The sequence below is a fragment of the Arcicella rigui genome (genome assembly GCF_034929435.1).
Taxonomy (GTDB): Bacteria; Bacteroidota; Bacteroidia; order Cytophagales; family Spirosomataceae; genus Arcicella; species Arcicella rigui.
The window spans coordinates 51523-71652 of sequence record NZ_JAYFUM010000015.1 but is presented as its reverse complement, the minus strand read 5'-3'; the positions used below and the strand labels follow the sequence as shown (position 1 = coordinate 71652).

The following is a 20130-nucleotide window of genomic DNA, read 5'->3' as shown; positions in this document are numbered from 1 at the left end:
GTACTTGGAAGCCTATTTCAAATGGGAAATAAGCTAATTTGAAAATTTGAAAATGATTATCTAAATCAGAGTCAAGTTTAAAAATTAACCTTCTCTTTCTGAAAGAGTTTTTAAGATGCCAGCTAATTTGCCACCGCTGCTTTGAAGAGCAGAAACAACATTTTTCGCTGGAGATTGTAACAATCCAACGATTTCGCCAATCATCTCTTGTTTAGACTTAACATTTTCAAGAGCAGCTAATTGATCTTCTCCGATGTATAAACCTCCTTCAATAGAAGCACCTTTGAATTTAATTTTATCTTTACCTGCTTCTTTCTTGAAGTCTTTAATCAATTTCGCAGGTGACTTAGGATTTTCTGGAGAGAAAATGATTCCTGATAAACCTTTGAAAACTGTATTTTTGAATGGAGAATAATCCACTCCAGTTGTTTCCAATGCTTTTGCGATAAGCGTGTTTTTAACGACACGGTACTCAAAACCACGTTGGAAACACATTCTTCTAAATGCGTTTACTTCTGCAACAGTCAAACCACCGGTATCTGTAATATAGAAGTAAGGAGTAGCAGCGAACTTTTCGCTCAACTCTTGGATAATTATACCTTTTTCTTCCTTTGTCATGATTACAAACCTTTAACTGTTGCTTGGTCAATTTTAATACCAGGAGACATAGTAGAAGACAAATTAACTGACTTCACATAAGTTCCTTTGGCTGATGATGGCTTCAATTTCAACAAAGTGTTGATAAGTTCCTGAGCATTTTCAGCTAATTTCTCAGGAGTGAATGAAACCTTACCGATAGAAGTGTGGATGATACCAGTTTTGTCAACTTTGAAGTCGATTTTACCAGCTTTCACTTCTGAAACAGCTTGTCCAACGTTCAAAGTAACTGTACCTGACTTTGGATTTGGCATTAAGCCACGAGGTCCTAAAATACGACCTAAACGACCTAACTTAGCCATTACTGTTGGCATAGTGATGATAACATCAATTTCTGTCCAACCTTTTTCAATTTTTTGGATATATTCATCCAAACCAACGAAATCTGCACCTGCTGCTTTTGCTTCTTCCTCTTTATCAGGCGTACAAAGTACTAATACACGTACTTCTTTTCCTGTTCCATGAGGCAAAGCAACTACACCACGCACCATTTGGTCAGCTTTACGAGGGTCAACCCCCAAACGAACGTCGATATCTACTGAAGAATCGAATTTCGTATATGAAATCTCCTTCAAAATTTCAGCCGCTTTCGTAAGTGAATACGATTGCGTTGCGTCATATTTTGATTGAGCCTCTTTTTGCTTTTTTGTTAACTTAGCCATTATTCTTTTCAATTTGAAAATTTGAAAATGAGCTAATTTGAAAGTGATATTGAAATTAAAGTTGATTTAAAATCAATCTTCAAATTTTCAAATTATCTAATCTTCAAATTAGAAAGGTTTTTCTCCTGTTACGTTCAAGCCCATTGAGCGAGCTGTTCCTGCTACCATGCTCATTGCTGATTCGATGGTGAAACAGTTTAAATCAGGCATTTTTGTTTCTGCGATTGTACGTACTTGATCCCAAGTTACTGAACCAACTTTTTTCAAGTTTGGTTGAGCAGAACCCAATTTTACTTTCGCTGCTTCCAACAACAAAATTGGTGCAGGAGGAGTCTTAACTACGAAATCAAAAGATTTGTCTTTGTAGTAAGTAATTAAAACTGGAAGAATAACACCTGGTTTATCCTGAGTTCTTGCATTGAACTGCTTACAGAACTCCATGATATTCAAACCCTTAGAACCCAAGGCTGGACCGATTGGGGGTGATGGGTTAGCGGCACCACCTTTGCATTGCAACTTTACGTAGCCTGCTATTTCTTTTGCCATTATGGTAAAAATTTAAAATCGTTTGAGTTATTGAAAATTCTCTGCCAATAAGGGTGGAAGCTTCCTTACCTGAAAATCTTCGGTCTATTCCATGACGATTGTTTTGTAACGAAACAATCTGATTCACAGTTGTTTGAAAGTGCTTTTCAACGCTTTCGTATCAACTGGGTCACGAAACGGACTGCAAAATTACGGCTTTCTTCTTAATATACAAATAGTTATGAAGAATTTTAAGGAGTTTTTTCAATATTTATGCTCTTGAGGGCATAAATCTGCTATAATTCTTGCAATATGAAAGAATAGAATTATTTTAGTGATACAATCCTTGGGGCTTGTGCGGATGTATTGCTATTGAGGTTTGATTTTATGAATACTCTTTAAAACCTAAAATTGATTATGGTCTTACATGATATTACGATGTGCCGTGGACAGCATTGTCCTCAAAAGCATCTTTGTTATAGAAATACTGCCGAAATAGAAGGAAGGCAGGATTATTTCCCTACACTTCCGTTCGATTTCGAGCAAAATACTTGTGCTTTTTTCTGGCAGGATGTTCAGCGTTTTGAACAAATCAAATTACGGGCTTATGAAATATACCTTGAGGAACGCCGCCCTCGTGGTAAACACCTCGAACACTGGTTCAAAGCCGAAGAAGAATATAAAGCTATTTGGAATCAATAGGGTTTACTTCTTCCGATAGATACAAGTACTATTATCTGATTTTTTGTAGTACGATTTATAGTTACTCGCCTTTGGGTCGGTACAACCTTTCAAGTTTAATAATTCAATATTTCGGAAATCAATCGCATGGCTTTCTGCTTGCATAGCGATATAACCTTCTTTTAGGGCTTGTCCGTCTTTCTTAATCCATTCTTCGCTATTATCAATTTTTGCTTGTTTCCAGTCGTAATCTTGGCTAACGAAGCCACCGCCAATGTGCATTTTTTCAAAAGTCAATACTGTATCGCCTTCAATAATATGGTGAATTAATGAATCTCCATAAACAATGGCTTCTGCTTTTACCCATTGGTCGCCATGATAGGTTTTTGAATTAGAATCGGTGCAATGGTCTGTTACAATTTTTCCATTCATATATACTTCTGTGCCGGGTGTGCATAAATTTCCTGTATGGCGTTCTGCTTTTCCTAAACCGCCCAATAATTGTAATTCTAATGAAACAGGGAAACTTTGACCTTTTGAAAGGCTTTGTGCCGACTGCGAATGCAACATTACGCCACTGTTTCTTACATTCCATGATGCTCCGCCAGCCAATTGTTCTCCTTGAAAACGGTATTCAAATCGGATGATATAATAAGAATAAGGCGTTTTATAATAAATATGCCCAAATTTATCATCAAAGGTTTTGTATTGGTCATAAGCAATTCGCATCATGCCGTCTTCTACTCGAAAGGTATTTTTATAATTTACATTTAGGTCTTCGCCAGCAATTTTGATGTCCCAGCCATCTAAATTTTTGCCATTGAATAATTTAATCCATGCTTGTTTCTCCGACTTTTTCTGAGCAAAAATTGAAAAAAAACAACCGTTTACTAAAAAGATTAAAATAAGATATTTTTTCATCGTTATTGGTTTTAGTTAGATAGAAAACAGATTACAGTCTAATAAGAGAAATTTAGCATATTTTACTCAAATGTTAATGATTGTTAATGCTGATTAGGCAAACTAAACGATTGGAAAGTTGAGTAATCTAAGTAACAAAACATTCAAAACAATACTATTATGAAAGCAATACACATTCAGCCAAACACTTCTGGAGAAGTTAAGAATAGATTCTCTTTAGCTACTTTGATATTTTTAACAAGTATTGGTTTTACTACTTCGTTCGTAGGGCTTGCTCAGGAACATCGTGGCGATAGAGGCAGAGACGATAACCGTGGCAGAGAAGAAAATAGAGGAAGAAATGAAAACCGTGGCAGGGGCGATAACCACGATAACCGTGGAAATGGCAGAGAGTCTGCTAATAGAAACGATAATCATTGGGATAGAAATGCTGGAAATCAAAACCGTAATGATAATTATGGCTACGACAATCGTAGAGGAGAAGCCAACAGAAGACCTGTTATTGTCAATCAGCAAACAGTAGTTTATAGAAACAACACACCAAATTGGCGATATGCGTCTTTACCCAGACGCAATAGCGTAGTATCGGTTGTGCCGCATACTTCTATTTCTGTTTCGTTTGGAGGTATCAATTTTCGTTATGACAATGGTGTATATTACAGACCTTACCAAAACTCATACGTGGTAGCTCCGCCGCCAATTGGTTTGCGTGTGAATTTCTTACCACCACGACACAGAGTATTTACGCTTTATAGCCGTCCGTATCATTATTATAACGGAACGTTTTATGAATACATCAACAACGACTATATAGTGGTAGCACCGCCGATTGGGGCTTTGGTAGAAAGTATTCCTGCGGGTTATGAAAAACTACAAATCGACGGCGATACTTATTATATCGTTGATGGTGTTCAGTACCGAGCGGTACTTCAAAACGGTGAAATTTGGTACGAAGTAATCAAGATTATGTAAAATCTTTCATAAAAACATAGAAAGGGTATCAGCCATAAAGCTGATGCCTTTTTTAATTTTAATTCTTGATGAGAATTGTAAAATTTTCTCATAAAAGAATTGAAAAATCATCAAAAATTCTGAACTTCTCTTGAAATATCACAAAGCTATTTAATCACGTTTTTTCGATTTCCAAAATCGACTCAAAGCTCTATGAAAACCTCTTTTAGTGCATCCCGATTAGGCATTTACTTTCTCTCTTTTGTTTTCCTGTTTTTAGTTTCCTGTTCAAAATTTGGCGATGTTAGTCTGCAAAGTACCAACTTTGAAGATGAAGTACAGCTTACGCAGAATTTGGTTTTTACTTTTAGTAAAGATTTGGTCAAAGAATCAGATTTGAATACTTGGTCGTCTGAGCCTCTGATTGAATTTTCGCCAAAAGTAGAAGGTAAATTTAAGTGGACAGCCACCAACGAATTGGTGTTTTCGCCTGCTGTGGGTTTTGAACCAGCTACCGATTATTCGGCAACGGTGTTGAAAAGTATTTTGACGAAAGCTGAAAAAGATTTAGGCTTGGATGTCGATAAAATTAAGTTTCATACGCCTTATTTGAAAGCAGAAAACGTAGAGGCGTTTTGGACAAAATCAAGAGAAGACGGACAAGCTTCGGCGATGTTGAAAGTGAATTTCAATTATCCAGTCAATCCACAAGAGTTAGCCAAAGTATTGGTTGTGACGGACGAAGACGGAAAGCAACAGGATTTTCAAATTACACAGTCGGGTGCTTTGGCGAATGTGTTGGTTAAGCTTAAAAACCAAAGTAATGCCAGTGGGAAATCTTTTAAAATAACCATTGAAAAAGGACTTTCGATGCCGAATTCTACTTTTGAAACTTCAGAAGAATTGAGCTTAGAAACGACTTTACCCGATATTAAAACCTTAGAAATTATTGACGTTCAACATGGTTTCGAGAATAATCAAGGTTTTATAAAAGTAATTACCAACCAAAGCGTGTCGGCAGAACGTTTGCAAGAAATGTACTCAGTAACGAGCGATGGTGGCGAAAAACAGCAAGAAAAGGTTGAAGAAGCCATTGTAGAATACGATTCTACAGGAAATCCCATCGAAACAAAAACTGTATCTGTAACGCCAGAAAAGAATAATCCAACACTTACTACAAAAGTAGAAACGATTGAGAATGGTTTTGTTATTCGTGGAGATTTTAACGAAAGTGATAATTATATTCTGACGATTGCTAATACTATCAAAGGCGTACTCGGAGCGAGTTTGTCGGATGAGTATGTGAAGGATTTGTACTTCGGACAAATGCCTGCTTCGATTGGTTTTGTGAATAAAAAAGCCATATACTTGTCGTCGAAAGGAAGTAAAAATATTGCTGTCAATATCGTAAATACGCCTAAAGTAAATGTTAGAATCGCCAAAGTGTATGAAAATAACATTTTGCATTTTATGAAGAATGGACGTTATCAAGACTATAACGATTACAACGAAGAAACAGGCGAATACAAAGCAGGTTCATACATGTACGATACGGATGAATCGGGGCAATATTCGGATGTAATTGTGAATAAAACCGTAGAAACGTCAAACCTTGCCAAAGTAAAAGGCGTGCGAGCCTTGAATTTATCTTTGCCAGAACAAAATAGCATTAAAGGAATTTATTTAGTCAGTTTGAATTCAAATGATGAGTATTACAACAGTGCTACCAAATTGGTGAGTATTTCAGACATTGGTTTAATCATGAAAACTTCTGAAAATGAAGTAGTGGTTTTTGCCAATTCTATCAAAACGGCTGAACCTATTCGTGATGTAGAAATCCGTTTGGTTTCAAGTAATAATCAAACCATTCAAACAGCTAAAACCGATTCAAAAGGCATTGTTACTTTCAAAGATTTAAAAGCTTCTGGCTTTAAAGTAGCGATGATTTCGGCACATACTGCCGACGATTTCAATTACTTATTGATGGATGGCTCGCAAGTAGAAACCTCTCGTTTTGATGTAGAAGGCAAACGTGATAATACTTCTGGTTTTGAAGCTTTCGTTTACGGCGACCGTGACATTTATCGTCCGGGAGAAACCATCAATACCAATACCATTATTCGTAAACAAAACTGGGAATCGGTTGGCGAAATTCCTGTAAAAATTCGTCTTTTATTACCTAATGGACGAGAATTTAAAAGCTTTAGAAAAGAAACCAATGCACAAGGAGCAGTGGCTTTATCTATTCCAACTAATACTTCTGCCATTACGGGTACTTATATTCTTGAAGTTTTAAATGCCAACGATGTTTTGTTGGCTTCCAGAAATATTGCGATTGAGGAATTCATGCCTGATAGAATCAAAGTAGAAGTAAAATCGGGCAAAGAATTTTACCGAAATGGCGAAACAGTACAAATTTCAGCGACAGCTTTAAATTTATTTGGGCCGCCTGCTGCTGATAGAAATTACGAAATGCAGTTTAAACTAAAACGTAAACGCTTTGAAGCAAAAGATTTCAAAAACTATATTTTTGACATTCAAGACAATACCAATTTTGAAGATGTAGCTCGTGAAGGTGTAACCGATGCCAGCGGAATGTTTAAAGAAAACTTCCAAATTCCTGCTACTTATAGCAATATGGGCGTGTTGGAATCCAAAACTTTTGTGACTGTTTTTGATGAAACTGGTCGCCCAGTGAATAGACTCAAGAAGTTAGACATTTTTACACAAAGTGTTTTTTACGGAATCGGAATGCCCGATACATACATAAGTACCAACGTTCCCGTTCAGATTCCTTTGGTGGCTGTGAACAAAGATGGAAAACTAACGGCAGCGAAAGGTAAAGTAGAAATTGTACGTTTTGAATATCAGACTGTTATTCAGAAAAATTCAGATAATACGTTAAAATATTCTTCAAAAAAACAGACGAAAGTCGTGTATTCAAGAGCTTTATCTTTTGATAATGGTAAAACTACTGTGGCTTATGCTCCGCCAGTTTCGGGAGAATACGAAGTAAGAGTACACAGCGAAGGAGCGAAGTCTTGGACGGCACAAAGTTTTTATGCTTATGGTTTTGGCAGTACGCAAAACAGTTCTTTTGAAGTAAACAACGAAGGACAAGTAGAAATGGAATTTGATAAAGAAAAGTACAATGTAGGCGACAAAGCCAAAGTACTTTTCAAAACGCCTTTTGCTGGAAAACTGATTGTGACCATTGAGCGAAATCACGTGTTAGAAAATTTTGTAATTGAAACCGACAAAAAATCGGCAGAGTTGAGTTTCCCGATTCGGGAAGAACATTTGCCCAATGTCTATGTTTCGGCTACGCTGATTCGTCCTTTGGATGATTCAAATTTACCGCTGACGGTGGCACATGGTTACGCTCCTGTGATGGTCGAAGATGTTGATAATCAATTGCCGATTGAAATTGTGGCAGTTGAAAAATCTCGTTCAAAAACCAAACAGAAAATCACCATTAAAACCAAAGCCAATACAGAAGTAACGATTGCGGTAGTCGATGAAGGCATTTTGCAATTGAAAAATTTTAAAACGCCCGACCCTTATAATTATTTTTACCAAAAACAGGCTTTAGAAGTAAATAGCTTTGATTTATATCCTTTCCTTTTTCCAGAATTATCTATTTCGGGAAGCTCGTCGGTAGGTGGCGATGGTTATGATTTGGAAAAAAGAGTCAATCCATTAATCAACGGCAGAGTAAAATTAGTAGCGATTTGGTCGGGTATTGTGAAAACTGGTTTTGGCGGAGAAACTACTTTTGAAGTTGATATTCCACAGTTTTCTGGCGATTTACGCATCATGGCAGTCGGCTACAAAGACGAAGCATTTGGTTCGGCTACCAAAAACATGAAAGTTGCCGACCCATTGGTAGTAAGTACGGCTTTGCCAAGATTTGTTTCGCCAAACGATGAAATACAAGTACCTGTAAATATCACCAATACTACTAAACAAAATGCTTCGGTAAGTGCCAATATTACTTTATCGGGCGGACTGATGGTTACGGGACAAAGAACGCAAAATTTGGTTATTCCAGCAGAAAAAGAAGGTAGAACTTACTTCTCTGTAAAAGCAGGAGCGATGACGGGCAATGCCGTAGTCAATGTTACGGTAAATGGTTTGAAAGAAAAGTTTACTGAAAAAATAGATTTAACCATTCGCCCAAGTACTTCTTTGATGAAAACGGCTGTTGCTGGACAAGTAAATGGAGGCGGAACGGCTTCGGTAAATTTGGTGCATGATTATTTACCAAACAGTATTAGTTCTGAAATTACTTTGAGTAAATCGCCAATGGTGCAGTTTACGAACCAGTTCCAAAGTTTGTTGGATTATCCTTATGGTTGCGTAGAACAAACTACGGCTTCGGCTTTCCCACAATTATACTTTGCCGATTTGGTAAAACAAATTCAGTCGGGCAAAAAGCCTTATATGAAAACGGGCGATAATCAGTTGAATCCACGCTTTAATGTAGAAACTGCCATTCGCAAATTAGAAACGATGCAATTGCCAAGCGGAGGAATGTCGTATTGGCAAGGTGGCGAGCGTGAATCTTGGTGGGGTTCTGCTTTTGCCACGCACTTTTTGTTGGAAGCTCAGAAAAATGATTTTGAAGTAAATAATACCACTTTGGGCAAACTGATTGAGTACCTCAGTAATCAATCTAATACGAAAAAGACCGAAAACGAATATTATTATGTGGGAAGTAGCTTTACTACCAAAGTAATTGCAAGCCGAGAAACCATTTATAGTTTGTACGTTTTGGCTTTGGCTGGCAAACCCAACCGTTCGGTCATGAATTATTACAAAGCCAATCCGAATATTTTAACAACTGACGAAAAGTATTTATTAGCAGCAGCTTATAGTTTGATTGGCGATGTAAGAAGTTACTCAGCCATTTTACCGAAAAATTATGCTTTTGAACAAACTGAAAAGCAATCTGGCGGAAGTTTCAGCTCGCCGATTAGAAATCAGGCTTTGGTATTGAATACTTTGATTGATACCGACCCGAATAATATTCAGATTCCGACTTTGGCAAGACAACTTTCCATAGTACTCAAGCAAGAACGTTGGCTAACGACGCAAGAGCAATCTTTTGCCTTTTTAGCTTTGGGTAAATTGGCGAAAAAAGCCAACGCAAGCAACATTACGGCTTCGTTGATTGCCAACGGAAAAGTGGTTGGCAATTTTACCACAAAAGATTTATTGGTCAAAAATATCGCTAACCAGTCGCAGATTCGCACGCAAGGAAAAGGTACTTTGTATTACTTCGCTCAAGCAGAAGGTTTGAGTGCTTCGGGCAAATACGAAGAAACGGACAATATTTTAAGAGTGCGTAAGCAATTCTATACTCGTTCTGGACAACCTTTGGGCGAGGCTAAATTCAAACAAAATCAATTGATTGTGGTGAAAATTACCTTATCCACATCGAATGGTTTGAATGTGGATAACGTAGTGGTGACAGATATGCTTCCAGCAGGTTTGGAAATTGAAAACCCAAGATTGAATGCTGATAGAGATTTAGTGTGGATAAAAGACCAAAGTACGCCAGAGCATTTTGACATTCGAGACGATAGAATTAATTTCTTCACCAATGTTTCCGACAAAACCCAAACGTTCTATTATTTGGTAAGAGCCGTTTCAAAAGGTAAATTCCAAATGGGGCCAGTTTCGGCAGATGCGATGTATCGTGGAGAGTACAGAAGTTATTCAGGTGGAGGTATTGCGGTGGTAGAATAAAGATTTTTTGATTGTGAATGCTGAGTTGGTACTGAACTAACTCAGCATTTTTGTTTATAAAAGAGCAATTTTCGATAAAATCTCTTGCGACAAAGTGGGTTCTTCATCCAAAATATAATAATTCAAACCCGTAAAATCATTCAAATAGCCTTTTGGCTCTGGAATGAGTAGCATTTTATCTCCCATAAAACTCGCCCAAGCCGAAAAAGTAGAGTTTGAACCAATGATAAATGCACATTTTGATAAAGCCACAAGGTCGGCGATTGCTGAACCAAAATGAATGTTTTTAATTCTGGATGAGTAGGAAAGAATTTGAACTAATTCTTCTGCTTTTCCATCCGAAAAAAGTAAAAATTCATAACCACAATTCGTGTGTAAATCAATTTGACGAATAATTTCTACATACCAAGCCAAGCTTTTTTGTGCCGAAGGATGATAATCGCCCAAACGAATATGAATACCGATTTTCCCTGTAAATGAAAAAGTATGTACTTCTTTCAAACGAAAAGGGTAAACCAGTTTTAGAACATTTTCTACAATAAAATCTCGTTCAGCAATCAAATCCTTGAAATATGGTTGAACGCCTTTTACTTCTATCAAAAGATTTTGAGACTTCAAATCTTCAATTTTCGATAATTCATTCTCTGAAATTTTTCTTAGACGATTCAATAAAAAATACTTTTTCCAGCCAGTTATGCCTTCTTTTTTGAAAAGCTTACGATAATGCCTTTTGTCAGATTCTCGCCGTAAGTATGGGCCTACATTGAATTGCTCCCAAGTTGGAGCAATCATTTGGGCATTTAGTTTTTTTGCCAAGCACAATGCTCTGGCATAAACCAGCAGGCAATTTGCCAAGCCCATGCCTCCGATTCTGATGCCAATGTCTATTCTGGAACGAAATTTTGGGTAAACATAAATCATCTTTTTACTTGAAAAAATGAATATTTCTGAACAAAATAGTGGCAGTAGAGAGAAAAAGACCCAACAGAGCAAAACCAAGGATAATTATTCCTCTTGATGGACTACTCTTTCTCACAGGTACTTGTGCGGGTTCGAGTACTTTAAAAACGGGCGTTTCTCGGTGAATTCTAATCTTAGTTTCTTCCAGTTGCGTTGCTAATTGCGTGTAAAGATTGTATGCCAATTCAACTTCATGTTGTAGTTTTTTGCCTTCGTCTTTGGCGATATTCAGAAATAAATTTCTATTCATATCTTGGTAATGCGAGTAGGCAAAAAGTGCTTTGTCATAGCGTTTCCTTGCTTTTTCGATACGAGAAGACAAAAAGTCGATGTCTTTTTGTGTCTTTTCGGTTCGGTACTGGATAACATACTTCATCAAATACTCTTGGGTGAATCGGGCAAGGGTAGCGGCAATTAGGGGATCTTGCATTTTTACCGACATCGTAATTACTCCCGTTTTTTTGTCCAAAGCCGTAACTACTCTTTTGTGCAATTCTTTGATTTGTGAATCCTCTTCTTTGTTCAAACGAATGATTTCGGGAACAATCGTAGGCGAATGAAGCATGGGTAAATCATGTTTTTTAGCTTCGCCAAAGAGTTTTGTAAGCAACTCTTTTTTTCTACTTTCCTTTAAATATTCCGCCAAGAACATCTCTTTTTGATGCTCGCTCGAATACACTTTTAGACGAAGTAGAGCCATTAAAAAAGGAGTACTTTGTAAAATATTCGGGTATAAATCTGGGCGGACGGCTTCGGTTGAACCAAAACTGCTGAGGTCAACACCAGCGAGTCCAGCTAAAGATTTAAAATTACTCATACTTTCTGTTCCTTCTTTGATTTCCAGTTCGGGCAAAATCTGAACTAAAGAAGTGTACTCATTCGGGATATTCAAAGCAACCCAAATGCCCAATGAAGTAAAAAGTAAGGTACTCAGGAGTATTTTCCTTTTCTTGAGGATAAGTAAATGGCAAATTTGCCTGAGTTTGTGTTGGTCGAAAATAGGATTAGGCTTCATGGTATAGATTTATTTTAAATTGTTGCTGATATTGACAAAAAGATATGATACAGAGGTAATTGCTCCTACCAAAGCGATGCGTTCGCCTGTGGAAAGTTTATGAGTATTTTCGTTTAGTTTACTTGGTACAATAATTTCTGCTCCTTGTTCTACTTTGGGGAAAGTATGAAAAAACAAGAAACTTCTGATTTTATCAGAAATACCATTGGCGTACTTTACATACAATTTACGCTTGTCTGCTTTTTCTGTAAAACCTCCTGCTTGGCGGACATAATCTTTAACGCTAAGATTTCCCCGAAAAGTAACCGAAACAGGATTTAAAAATTCCCCTGATAATTTTACGGTTTCTAAGGCTCTTGGGATTTCGAGGTAATCGCCATTGAGTAATAAAAGATTTTCGGGACTATCTGGGTTTTGTAAAATATAGGCTAAATCTATTGCCAAAATTGAGCTATCTCGCACAAATTTTGCCCCTTTCGGAAAAGCTCCATTTTTCAAACCCCCAGCAAGATGAACCAAATCTGTGATGCGTTGCTTTTTGTCTTTGATAGTATAAACGCCCGCAAACTTTACTTCTCCACTAATACTTACCGATTTTTGTACTTCATAATTAGGTGATTTTCGTACATAAATTCTATCAAAAGCTTGAAGTTTAAAGCCTGATTCTGGAGGTGAAATTTTCAGATTACGGTCGATTTTAAACGTAAGTATTTTTACTTGTTCGTTCTTTTTGGTATCGTCCGTAATTCGTCTGGAAAGTTCAATTTCTGCATTACTTGCTCCTGTGGTAAAACCATTTGCAAGGAGTATCAAGTCGGCAACGCTTTGCCCTTCTATGAACTCGTAAACGCCATTTTTGTTTACTTCACCATAAATACTTACCGTCCTTTTTTCTTGAAGAGACGGAATCGTTCTAATCTCAACAATATCTTCTTTTTGTAAAGGAATATCTTCTATTTCACCTTTTATCAATTTCCCCAAGTCAAAAGCAATCAGCAGTGGCTCGTTGTTTTCCTGTTTCCGAATAATACTTGCACGGTTCAAAAATGCTTCTTCTTTAAGTCCTTCGGCTTTTGCAATTAACTCTTTTACTGTACTCAGTCCTGTTTCCAGTGCATATTCGCCTGCCCTGAACACAGCACCTTTTATTTGTACTCTGTTTTCGTAGCGGTCTAAAATTGTTCCGACGGTATATTTATCACCGTTTTTGGGCATAAAATGAGCCACTTCTTCTTGGCTAATATTGAAAAGTTTTAGGGCTGTGGCGGTATTTCTTCTTAATGAAATCAGATAAGTATAGGCTTTATCGGTAAAACCGCCAGCAAAACGCAGTACTTCGTAAAGGCTTTCGTTGGGTTTTACTTCAAAAATCATTGGGCGTTTTACTTCGCCAGCAATTTCTACTCTTGTTTCATAATCGGCAATTCTGATAACATCTTGGTCTTGTAATCTGATATTATCTTTTTGGTCGGCACGAAGTAAAAAGTCGTACAAATCAATCGTTCTGATGATTCTGTTATTCCTAATCACTCGAATATTTCTAAACGAACCATTTTCAGATGGCCCGCCCGACAAGTAAAGGGCATTGAAAACACTCGCCAAAGACGAAAGTGTATAAGTACCGGGGCGATGTACTTCGCCCGTGAGCGTTACTTTAATACTCCTTACATTCGACAAAGTAATTTGTGCCGAAACACCACTTTGAGGCAGATTAATACCTTGATACAGTTGCCTGAGATGTTTAATGATTCTTTCGGATGCGGCTTCGATACTGAGTCCGTTGACGTAAATAGGAGCAAGGTTGAGTATTTTTATTGTTCCTTCTGGACTAATTTTTACTTTATAATTATCCAAAGCATTGCCAAAAATATCAATGTTTAGTTCGTCTTCGGGGCCTAATTGATAGTTTTTGGGGGTTGCAATGCGTAAATCAGGTTCAAATGTTAAGCCTTGTTTGCTAAAAAGAGAAGCTCCGAAAATGGGCGTTTTAATAGATTTCTGTAAAACGGTATCTACTTTTTGTAAGGGAACGATAGGCTTTATTACTTGGCGAAATGTTGCGGTTTCATCATTCGTATTTGAAAAGTACTTTTTAGTAAATCTTGCTTGCAAAGTATCAAACTGTGCGGAGGAATAACCTTTCAGCAACATCGCTTCTCTGATTTGAGATTCCGACATTCCGTTCGCTTGTGCTTTTAGGAAAAAAGCTTTTAGTTGTTCATCACTAAAGTCGTCAATCTTTTTTTGCCCTAAAATATTTGAGCAAAAAATACAAGAAAGGAAAAAGATGCAGTGTATGTAGGAATAGCTTTTCCCACATGATTGGGATTTTAGGCTCGTTGACATAACAATTTACAGGTGATAACTGTCTGATTGATAGAAAAACTCTTCCTTAAAAATACGATAAAAAACATTTAAAAGGAAGAGTTGAGCCTATTTTTTTTGTTATAAGCGTTGCATTAGCTTTATAACCATCGAATTTTTCCAAGAATTGAATGTGCCAGCGATGATTTGTTCTCTTGCTTGCCCAACTAACCACAAGTAAAAACTGAGGTTGTGTACGCTCGCAATCATTGCTCCCAACATCTCATCTGCTTTCAATAAGTGACGAAGATAAGCCTTCGTATAAAAATTACTCACATAGCAGTCGAGTCCAGTATCAATTGGTGAAAAATCATCTTTCCACTTTTCATTTTTCATATTGATTGTTCCCTCTGTGGTGAATAACATTCCATTTCGGGCGTTTCTGGTAGGCATTACACAGTCGAACATATCAATTCCCAAAGCAATACTTTCTAAAATATTGGCAGGAGTACCCACGCCCATCAAGTAGCGAGGTTTGTCTTTTGGCAAAATATCCGTTACCATTTCTGTCATTTCGTACATCATTTCGGCTGGTTCGCCTACTGAAAGTCCGCCGATGGCATTTCCTTCACGCTCAAAACTGGCGATTACTTCCGCCGATTTTACTCTTAAATCTTTATAGACACTTCCTTGTACAATCGGGAAAAGTGTTTGGCTATAACCGTACTTAGGCTCAGTGCGGTCGAAGTGTTCGCAACAACGTTTTAGCCAACGGTGCGTCATTTCCATAGATTCACGAGCGTAGCCGTATTCGCAAGGATAAGGCGTACATTCATCAAAAGCCATGATAATATCTGCACCAATGGTTCTTTGAATATCCATTACGCCTTCTGGACTAAAAAAATGCTTTGAACCATCTACATGAGATTTGAACGTAACACCTTCTTCTTTGATTTTTCTACCCGTTCCAGCCAAAGAATATACTTGGTATCCGCCCGAATCCGTCAGAATTGGTTTATCCCAGCCGTTGAATTTATGTAAACCTCCTGCTTTTTCGATAATATCTAAGCCCGGACGCAAATAAAGGTGATAAGTATTTCCCAAAATAATTTGGGCGTGAATATCATCTTTAAGTTCACGCTGATGCACAGCTTTTACCGAACCAGCCGTGCCGACGGGCATAAATATTGGCGTTTCTATTTGTCCGTGGTCGGTTTGAAGTACACCTGCACGAGCTTTAGAATTGGGGTCATTGTGTTGTATATCGAAAGTCATTTGCTGAACAAAAAGGATTTTCCATAGAAGTACTCCGCCTTTCTGAATTTTATTTTACTGAAAAGAGTACAAAATTACGAGTTTTCTCAACAAATCTTTCTTCTTTTGTCCATAGCCTTTGGGCTTTTACTTATCTTTGCACTCCCAAAAGATTAACCAACTGAAATAGAATCCCTTGGTACCTTTTTTAATTAGTATATACATATTCTGTGTTGGGCTTCAACTGTTTTTTATTTTATTCGTTTTTGCCAAAATCAACAAACATGATGCACTGGTCGTCGAAGAAAAAGCTTTAGAAGGCGTTTCTGTTGTGGTTTGTGCTTGGAATGAATTAGAAAACCTAAAGGAATTAATCCCGCTGTTAAGCAAGCAAGCCTATCCAACTTTTGAAATTATTATTGTTGACGACCGTTCTTGGGACGGTACTTACGATTATGCTCTATCAGAAGAGTCTGAATTTCAAAATGTTAGATTTATCCGAGTTTGGAATACGCCCGAACATCTTTCTTCCAAAAAATACGCTTTAACTTTAGGCATCAAAGCCGCAAAATACGACGTAGTATTGCTAACCGATGCCGACTGTCGCCCACAAAGTAATGGATGGATTAGAGGAATGGCAGAATGTCTTTTACCCGAAAAGCAAATCGTATTGGGTTTTTCGCCTTACTTTACAGAGAAATCATTTTTGAATCAGTTTATTCGTTACGAAACTTTTATTACGGCTACACAATACTTTGCTTTGGCAATCAAAGGGCAACCCTACATGGGCGTTGGAAGAAATTTGATGTACCGAAAATCTTTGTTTCTTGATAATAAAGGCTTTGCCAAACATACCAACATCGTTGGTGGCGACGACGATTTATTTATGAACGACGTAGCCACAGCCGAAAACACTGCCGTTTGTTTGAATCCAGATACTTTTATGTATTCAATTCCTAAAAGTACTTGGGCGGCTTGGTATCGTCAGAAACGACGACACCTTTCGATAAGTAAATATTACCGCATTGAAAACAAATTAATATTAGGAAGCCTTGCGGCTACGCAGATATTTTCGTGGATATTATTTCTGATATTAATACCATTAACGCTTCATACCGTTTTGGTGTATGGCGTTTTGGCATTGTTGGGATTAAGACTAATTTCACAATGGATTGTTTTCGCACAAGCCAATAAGCGTTTAGATAAAACCATATCATCGTCATCATTACCACTTTGGGATTTTATCTTTACACTCTATTTTGTAATCATGGGAACAAATAACTTGATTCCTCGCAATAAAAAAATGAGATGGAAATGAGAGAGTTTTGAATGATGAGTTTTGAGTGCTGAATGAAGGATAATAAAAACTGTTGTTTTCGGATTTCAGATGTCGGATTTTTAGAAGTAATTGATAAAAACAAAGTGATTTTATCCAATTTCCGAAAATCTGCAAGTAATTCACAATTCACTCATTCACAATTCAAAACTCACTCATTCACTCAATCACAATTAATATAAGAACATGACAAACAACCATACATTAATAGAAAAGTATTTTCCACAGCTTACAGAAAAGCAAAAACAGCAATTTGCTCAGTTAGGAGAATTATATGCACATTGGAACGCCCAAATCAATTTGATTTCAAGAACCGATATGGACAATCTTTATGAAAAACATATCCTTCATTCCTTGGGCATCGCCAAAGTAATTACTTTCAATGATTTTTCAGAAATTTTAGATGTCGGTACAGGTGGCGGTTTTCCCGGTATTCCTTTAGCGATTATGTTTCCACATTGTCAGTTTCATTTGGTGGACAGTATCGGAAAGAAAATCAAAGTGGTAAATGAAGTAGCCAAAGCTTTAGGTTTAGAAAACGTAAAAGCCGAACAAATCAGGGCCGAGCAGATTGATGGCGAATATGATTTTATCGTTAGCCGTGCCGTTACTCGTCTTTTGCCATTTTATGGTTGGGTAAAAGGCAAAGTAAATATCAACAACTACAACAAACTGAAAAATGGTATTCTTTACCTAAAAGGCGGCGATATGAAAGAAGAATTGAAAGAATTAGGCAAAAAGACCAGAGTTTTTGAATTGTCAGACTATTTTGAAGAAGAATTTTTTGAAACAAAGATGGTTGTTCACGTTCCGATGCGATAAAAATCATTTTTTTTGAAAAAAAAGATAAAAAAATATTGATTGTAATAAACTGAAAATCAATAGACAAAAAAAAATGAACAAAATATTGCTATTTTTTTCAAGGGAAACACTTGCATAATATTCAAAAACCGACTACTTTTGCATCACGATTAACAATCCTCCTTAGCTCAGCCGGTTAGAGCACATGACTGTTAATCATGGGGTCCCTGGTTCGAGCCCAGGAGGGGGAGCAAAAAATCGAAAAAACCCCTCATACATTACGTATGAGGGGTTTTTTATTGGAACAAATCTAAAGTGTGTTCCATAAGGTTTGGAACAACATAGTTGCCTTTTAATTATTGAGTTCCTCTAATATTTTCAATTATCAACAAAAAGAGGACATTGTAATCACAATGTCCTCTTTTTGTTTTAGGGCAAATTTTTATCAATTAAAAAAGTATTATAATCCAATTATGAGTTTAAATACACAATCGCTTCAACCTATTATCAATTTCATCTGGACAGTTGCAGATGATGTATTGATTAATAAATTCCTTGAAAACCAGTATCAAGATGTAATTCTACCAATGACCGTTTTGCGTCGTTTGGATTTGGCTCTTGAGCCTACTAAAGATAAAGTTTTGGAAACTTATGAGGCTTTCAAAGGTAAAATGGATGATTTATCAGGTTTGCTAAGTAGCGAGCAACATGGCTCTGGCTTGGCATTTTATAATACTTCGGCTTTTACGATGAAAAAGCTATTGGCTGACCCTAAAAATATTGATGCCAATTTTGTAGATTACCTCAATGGCTATTCTGCCAATGTGCAAGATATTATCAGTAAGTTTAAATTCAGAAATCAATTAGAAACCTTTGAAACGACTTGGAATTACTTTTGCCCTCATCGAAAAATTCTGTAATCCTAAAGTAGAATTAAGACCTGAAAAAATATCGCCTATGGCTATGGGTTATATGTTTGAAGACTTGATTCGTAGATTCAATGAAAAAACAAATGCCGCAGCAGGGCGACACTTTACACCGAGAGAAATCATTGAATTAATGACACACTTGGTGTATTTGCCCGTAAAAGATAAAATTCAGAAAGGTACATTTTTGGTATATGACCCTTGTGCGGGGTCGGGGGCGATGCTTACTCAATCTAAATCATTCGCTACCAATCCTGAAGGTGAAATCAAATCTACGGCTACATTTCACTTGTACGGACAGGAAAATACGGGTGAAATGTATGCAGTTTGTAAATCGGATATGTTGCTGAAAGGCGAAGACCCCGACAAAATTAAGTTTGGCTCTACCCTAAGCGAATATGGTTTTGACCCTGATTTGAAATTCAATTTCATGCTTACAAACCCACCTTATGGCACTACTTGGAAACAAGATATTGATAACCTAAACGTGGGTACTGATAAGAAAGTAAGCATCATAGATAAACGCTTTAACCTTAAAATCAAAAACTTTAAGGGTGAATTGGAGGAAACTTGTTTGACTTCAAGAAGTAACGACGGACAGTTAATGTTTATGCTTCACATGCTTTCTAAAATGAAAGACCCTAAAGACGGTGGTAGTAGAATTGCCTCTGTGCATAATGGTTCTGCTTTGTTCACAGGCGATGCTGGTAGCGGTGAAAGTGGGATTCGCCAATACATTATCGAAAATGATTTGCTGGAATGTATTGTACAACTGCCCAATGATATTTTTTACAATACTGGTATCGCTACGTATGTTTGGTTTATTAGCAATGTAAAAGAAGAAAAACGTAAAGGAAAAGTTCAGCTTATCAATGCGTCCTCGGCTGAGTTTTACCAAAAAATGCGTAAATCGTTGGGAAGTAAAAGAAATGAATTAACAACGGGACACATTGAAGCCATTCAAGAATTGTATTTTGCTTTTGAAGACAATACTTACAGTAAAATATTTGATAATGAAGACTTTGGGTTTTATCAAATATCGGTACATCAACCTGAAAAAGATGAAGAAGGCAAACTTATTTTGGATAGTAAAGGCAAGAAAAAATCTGATAGTAGTTTAAAGGATATTGAAAATGTACCCATGCAAAAAGGAGTATCGCACGAAGTATTGATTGAAGACTATTTCAAAAAAGAAGTATTGCCTTTTGCTCCTGATGCTTGGTATGATAAGACCAAAATGAAAATAGGCTATGAAATCGCTTTTAATAAGTATTTTTATCAGTACCAAGGCTTACGCCCACTAAGCGAAATAGCAGCGGATATTTTGAAATTGGAACAAGAAACAGACGGACTTTTAAAAGAAATTATTGCGTAAATTGTCTGAAT

Annotated in this window: 15 protein-coding genes and 1 tRNA gene; 8 read left to right on the top strand and 8 right to left on the bottom strand. The window is 36.9% G+C overall.

What is annotated here, in order from left to right; genetic code table 11:
- Positions 1 to 84: 84 nt before the first annotated feature.
- From rplJ to rplK, 3 genes are all read right to left on the bottom strand, one after another.
- On the bottom strand, positions 85 to 618 hold the full coding sequence (gene rplJ, locus VB248_RS13370; RefSeq protein ID WP_323297291.1) for a 50S ribosomal protein L10: 534 nt from the start codon (positions 616 to 618) through the stop codon (positions 85 to 87).
- Positions 619 to 620: 2 nt separating this feature from the next.
- Positions 621 to 1319, bottom strand: coding sequence for a 50S ribosomal protein L1 (gene rplA / locus VB248_RS13365; protein ID WP_323297290.1), 699 nt, complete (start codon positions 1317 to 1319; stop codon positions 621 to 623).
- Between the two features lie 108 nt (positions 1320 to 1427).
- Positions 1428 to 1865, bottom strand: coding sequence for a 50S ribosomal protein L11 (gene rplK, locus VB248_RS13360; RefSeq protein WP_109743999.1), 438 nt, complete (start codon positions 1863 to 1865; stop codon positions 1428 to 1430).
- A gap of 396 nt (positions 1866 to 2261) precedes the next feature.
- Between rplK and VB248_RS13355 the strand changes: the two genes are divergently transcribed.
- The gene (locus VB248_RS13355; protein ID WP_323297289.1) at positions 2262 to 2546 is read left to right on the top strand and encodes a DUF2934 domain-containing protein; all 285 of its coding nucleotides are present in this window, start codon (positions 2262 to 2264) and stop codon (positions 2544 to 2546) included.
- A gap of 3 nt (positions 2547 to 2549) precedes the next feature.
- Here the strand turns inward: VB248_RS13355 and VB248_RS13350 are convergent, their stop codons facing one another.
- Positions 2550 to 3446 carry a 3-keto-disaccharide hydrolase gene (locus VB248_RS13350; RefSeq protein ID WP_323297288.1) on the bottom strand — a complete coding sequence of 299 codons (897 nt, stop codon included), beginning with the start codon at positions 3444 to 3446 and terminating at the stop codon, positions 2550 to 2552.
- 159 nt (positions 3447 to 3605) lie between these two features.
- Between VB248_RS13350 and VB248_RS13345 the strand changes: the two genes are divergently transcribed.
- Together VB248_RS13345 and VB248_RS13340 are read left to right on the top strand one after the other, a co-directional pair.
- Positions 3606 to 4418, top strand: coding sequence for a DUF6515 family protein (locus tag VB248_RS13345; RefSeq protein ID WP_323297287.1), 813 nt, complete (start codon positions 3606 to 3608; stop codon positions 4416 to 4418).
- A 192-nt stretch (positions 4419 to 4610) separates the two neighbouring features.
- Complete coding sequence (locus VB248_RS13340; protein ID WP_323297286.1) at positions 4611 to 10148, top strand: alpha-2-macroglobulin family protein; 5538 nt, start codon at positions 4611 to 4613, stop codon at positions 10146 to 10148.
- 54 nt (positions 10149 to 10202) lie between these two features.
- Here the strand turns inward: VB248_RS13340 and VB248_RS13335 are convergent, their stop codons facing one another.
- The 4 genes from VB248_RS13335 to tgt form a co-directional block, all read right to left on the bottom strand.
- Positions 10203 to 11069 (bottom strand): alpha-1,2-fucosyltransferase, encoded by an 867-nt coding sequence (locus VB248_RS13335; RefSeq protein ID WP_323297285.1) that lies wholly within the window; start codon positions 11067 to 11069, stop codon positions 10203 to 10205.
- Positions 11070 to 11073: 4 nt separating this feature from the next.
- Complete coding sequence (locus VB248_RS13330; RefSeq protein ID WP_323297284.1) at positions 11074 to 12123, bottom strand: GNVR domain-containing protein; 1050 nt, start codon at positions 12121 to 12123, stop codon at positions 11074 to 11076.
- 9 nt (positions 12124 to 12132) lie between these two features.
- Entirely contained in the window at positions 12133 to 14301 is a 2169-nt protein-coding gene (locus tag VB248_RS13325) for an SLBB domain-containing protein (RefSeq protein WP_323297283.1), read from the bottom strand.
- Between the two features lie 267 nt (positions 14302 to 14568).
- Positions 14569 to 15702, bottom strand: coding sequence for a tRNA guanosine(34) transglycosylase Tgt (gene tgt / locus VB248_RS13320; protein ID WP_323297282.1), 1134 nt, complete (start codon positions 15700 to 15702; stop codon positions 14569 to 14571).
- 175 nt (positions 15703 to 15877) lie between these two features.
- Here tgt and VB248_RS13315 point away from each other — a divergent pair, with 175 nt between their 5' ends.
- The 5 genes from VB248_RS13315 to VB248_RS13295 all read left to right on the top strand — a co-directional run bounded on the left by VB248_RS13315 (position 15878) and on the right by VB248_RS13295 (position 20119).
- Entirely contained in the window at positions 15878 to 16999 is a 1122-nt protein-coding gene (locus VB248_RS13315; protein ID WP_323297281.1) for a glycosyltransferase, read from the top strand.
- 204 nt (positions 17000 to 17203) lie between these two features.
- The gene (gene rsmG / locus VB248_RS13310; protein ID WP_323297280.1) at positions 17204 to 17839 is read left to right on the top strand and encodes a 16S rRNA (guanine(527)-N(7))-methyltransferase RsmG; all 636 of its coding nucleotides are present in this window, start codon (positions 17204 to 17206) and stop codon (positions 17837 to 17839) included.
- A gap of 156 nt (positions 17840 to 17995) precedes the next feature.
- Positions 17996 to 18069: transfer RNA gene (locus VB248_RS13305), tRNA-Asn, on the top strand.
- Positions 18070 to 18291: 222 nt separating this feature from the next.
- Positions 18292 to 18738 (top strand): type I restriction-modification system subunit M N-terminal domain-containing protein, encoded by a 447-nt coding sequence (locus VB248_RS13300; protein WP_323297279.1) that lies wholly within the window; start codon positions 18292 to 18294, stop codon positions 18736 to 18738.
- On the top strand, positions 18692 to 20119 hold the full coding sequence (locus tag VB248_RS13295) for an HsdM family class I SAM-dependent methyltransferase (protein ID WP_323297278.1): 1428 nt from the start codon (positions 18692 to 18694) through the stop codon (positions 20117 to 20119). Before VB248_RS13300 ends, VB248_RS13295 begins: the two co-directional genes overlap by 47 nt.
- Positions 20120 to 20130: the final 11 nt, after the last annotated feature.

Bases quoted from the DNA above. Each gene is read 5' to 3' on its own strand.
- rplK (WP_109743999.1), bottom strand. From the start codon at position 1,865: ATGGCAAAAGAAATAGCAGGCTACGTAAAGTTGCAATGCAAAGGTGGT.
- tgt (WP_323297282.1), bottom strand. From the start codon at position 15,702: ATGACTTTCGATATACAACACAATGACCCCAATTCTAAAGCTCGTGCA.
- rsmG (WP_323297280.1), top strand. From the start codon at position 17,204: ATGACAAACAACCATACATTAATAGAAAAGTATTTTCCACAGCTTACA.
- VB248_RS13335 (WP_323297285.1), bottom strand. From the start codon at position 11,069: ATGATTTATGTTTACCCAAAATTTCGTTCCAGAATAGACATTGGCATC.
- rplA (WP_323297290.1), bottom strand. From the start codon at position 1,319: ATGGCTAAGTTAACAAAAAAGCAAAAAGAGGCTCAATCAAAATATGAC.
- VB248_RS13350 (WP_323297288.1), bottom strand. From the start codon at position 3,446: ATGAAAAAATATCTTATTTTAATCTTTTTAGTAAACGGTTGTTTTTTT.
- VB248_RS13300 (WP_323297279.1), top strand. From the start codon at position 18,292: ATGAGTTTAAATACACAATCGCTTCAACCTATTATCAATTTCATCTGG.
- VB248_RS13345 (WP_323297287.1), top strand. From the start codon at position 3,606: ATGAAAGCAATACACATTCAGCCAAACACTTCTGGAGAAGTTAAGAAT.
- VB248_RS13330 (WP_323297284.1), bottom strand. From the start codon at position 12,123: ATGAAGCCTAATCCTATTTTCGACCAACACAAACTCAGGCAAATTTGC.
- VB248_RS13325 (WP_323297283.1), bottom strand. From the start codon at position 14,301: ATGTCGGAATCTCAAATCAGAGAAGCGATGTTGCTGAAAGGTTATTCC.
- rplJ (WP_323297291.1), bottom strand. From the start codon at position 618: ATGACAAAGGAAGAAAAAGGTATAATTATCCAAGAGTTGAGCGAAAAG.
- VB248_RS13355 (WP_323297289.1), top strand. From the start codon at position 2,262: ATGGTCTTACATGATATTACGATGTGCCGTGGACAGCATTGTCCTCAA.
- VB248_RS13340 (WP_323297286.1), top strand. From the start codon at position 4,611: ATGAAAACCTCTTTTAGTGCATCCCGATTAGGCATTTACTTTCTCTCT.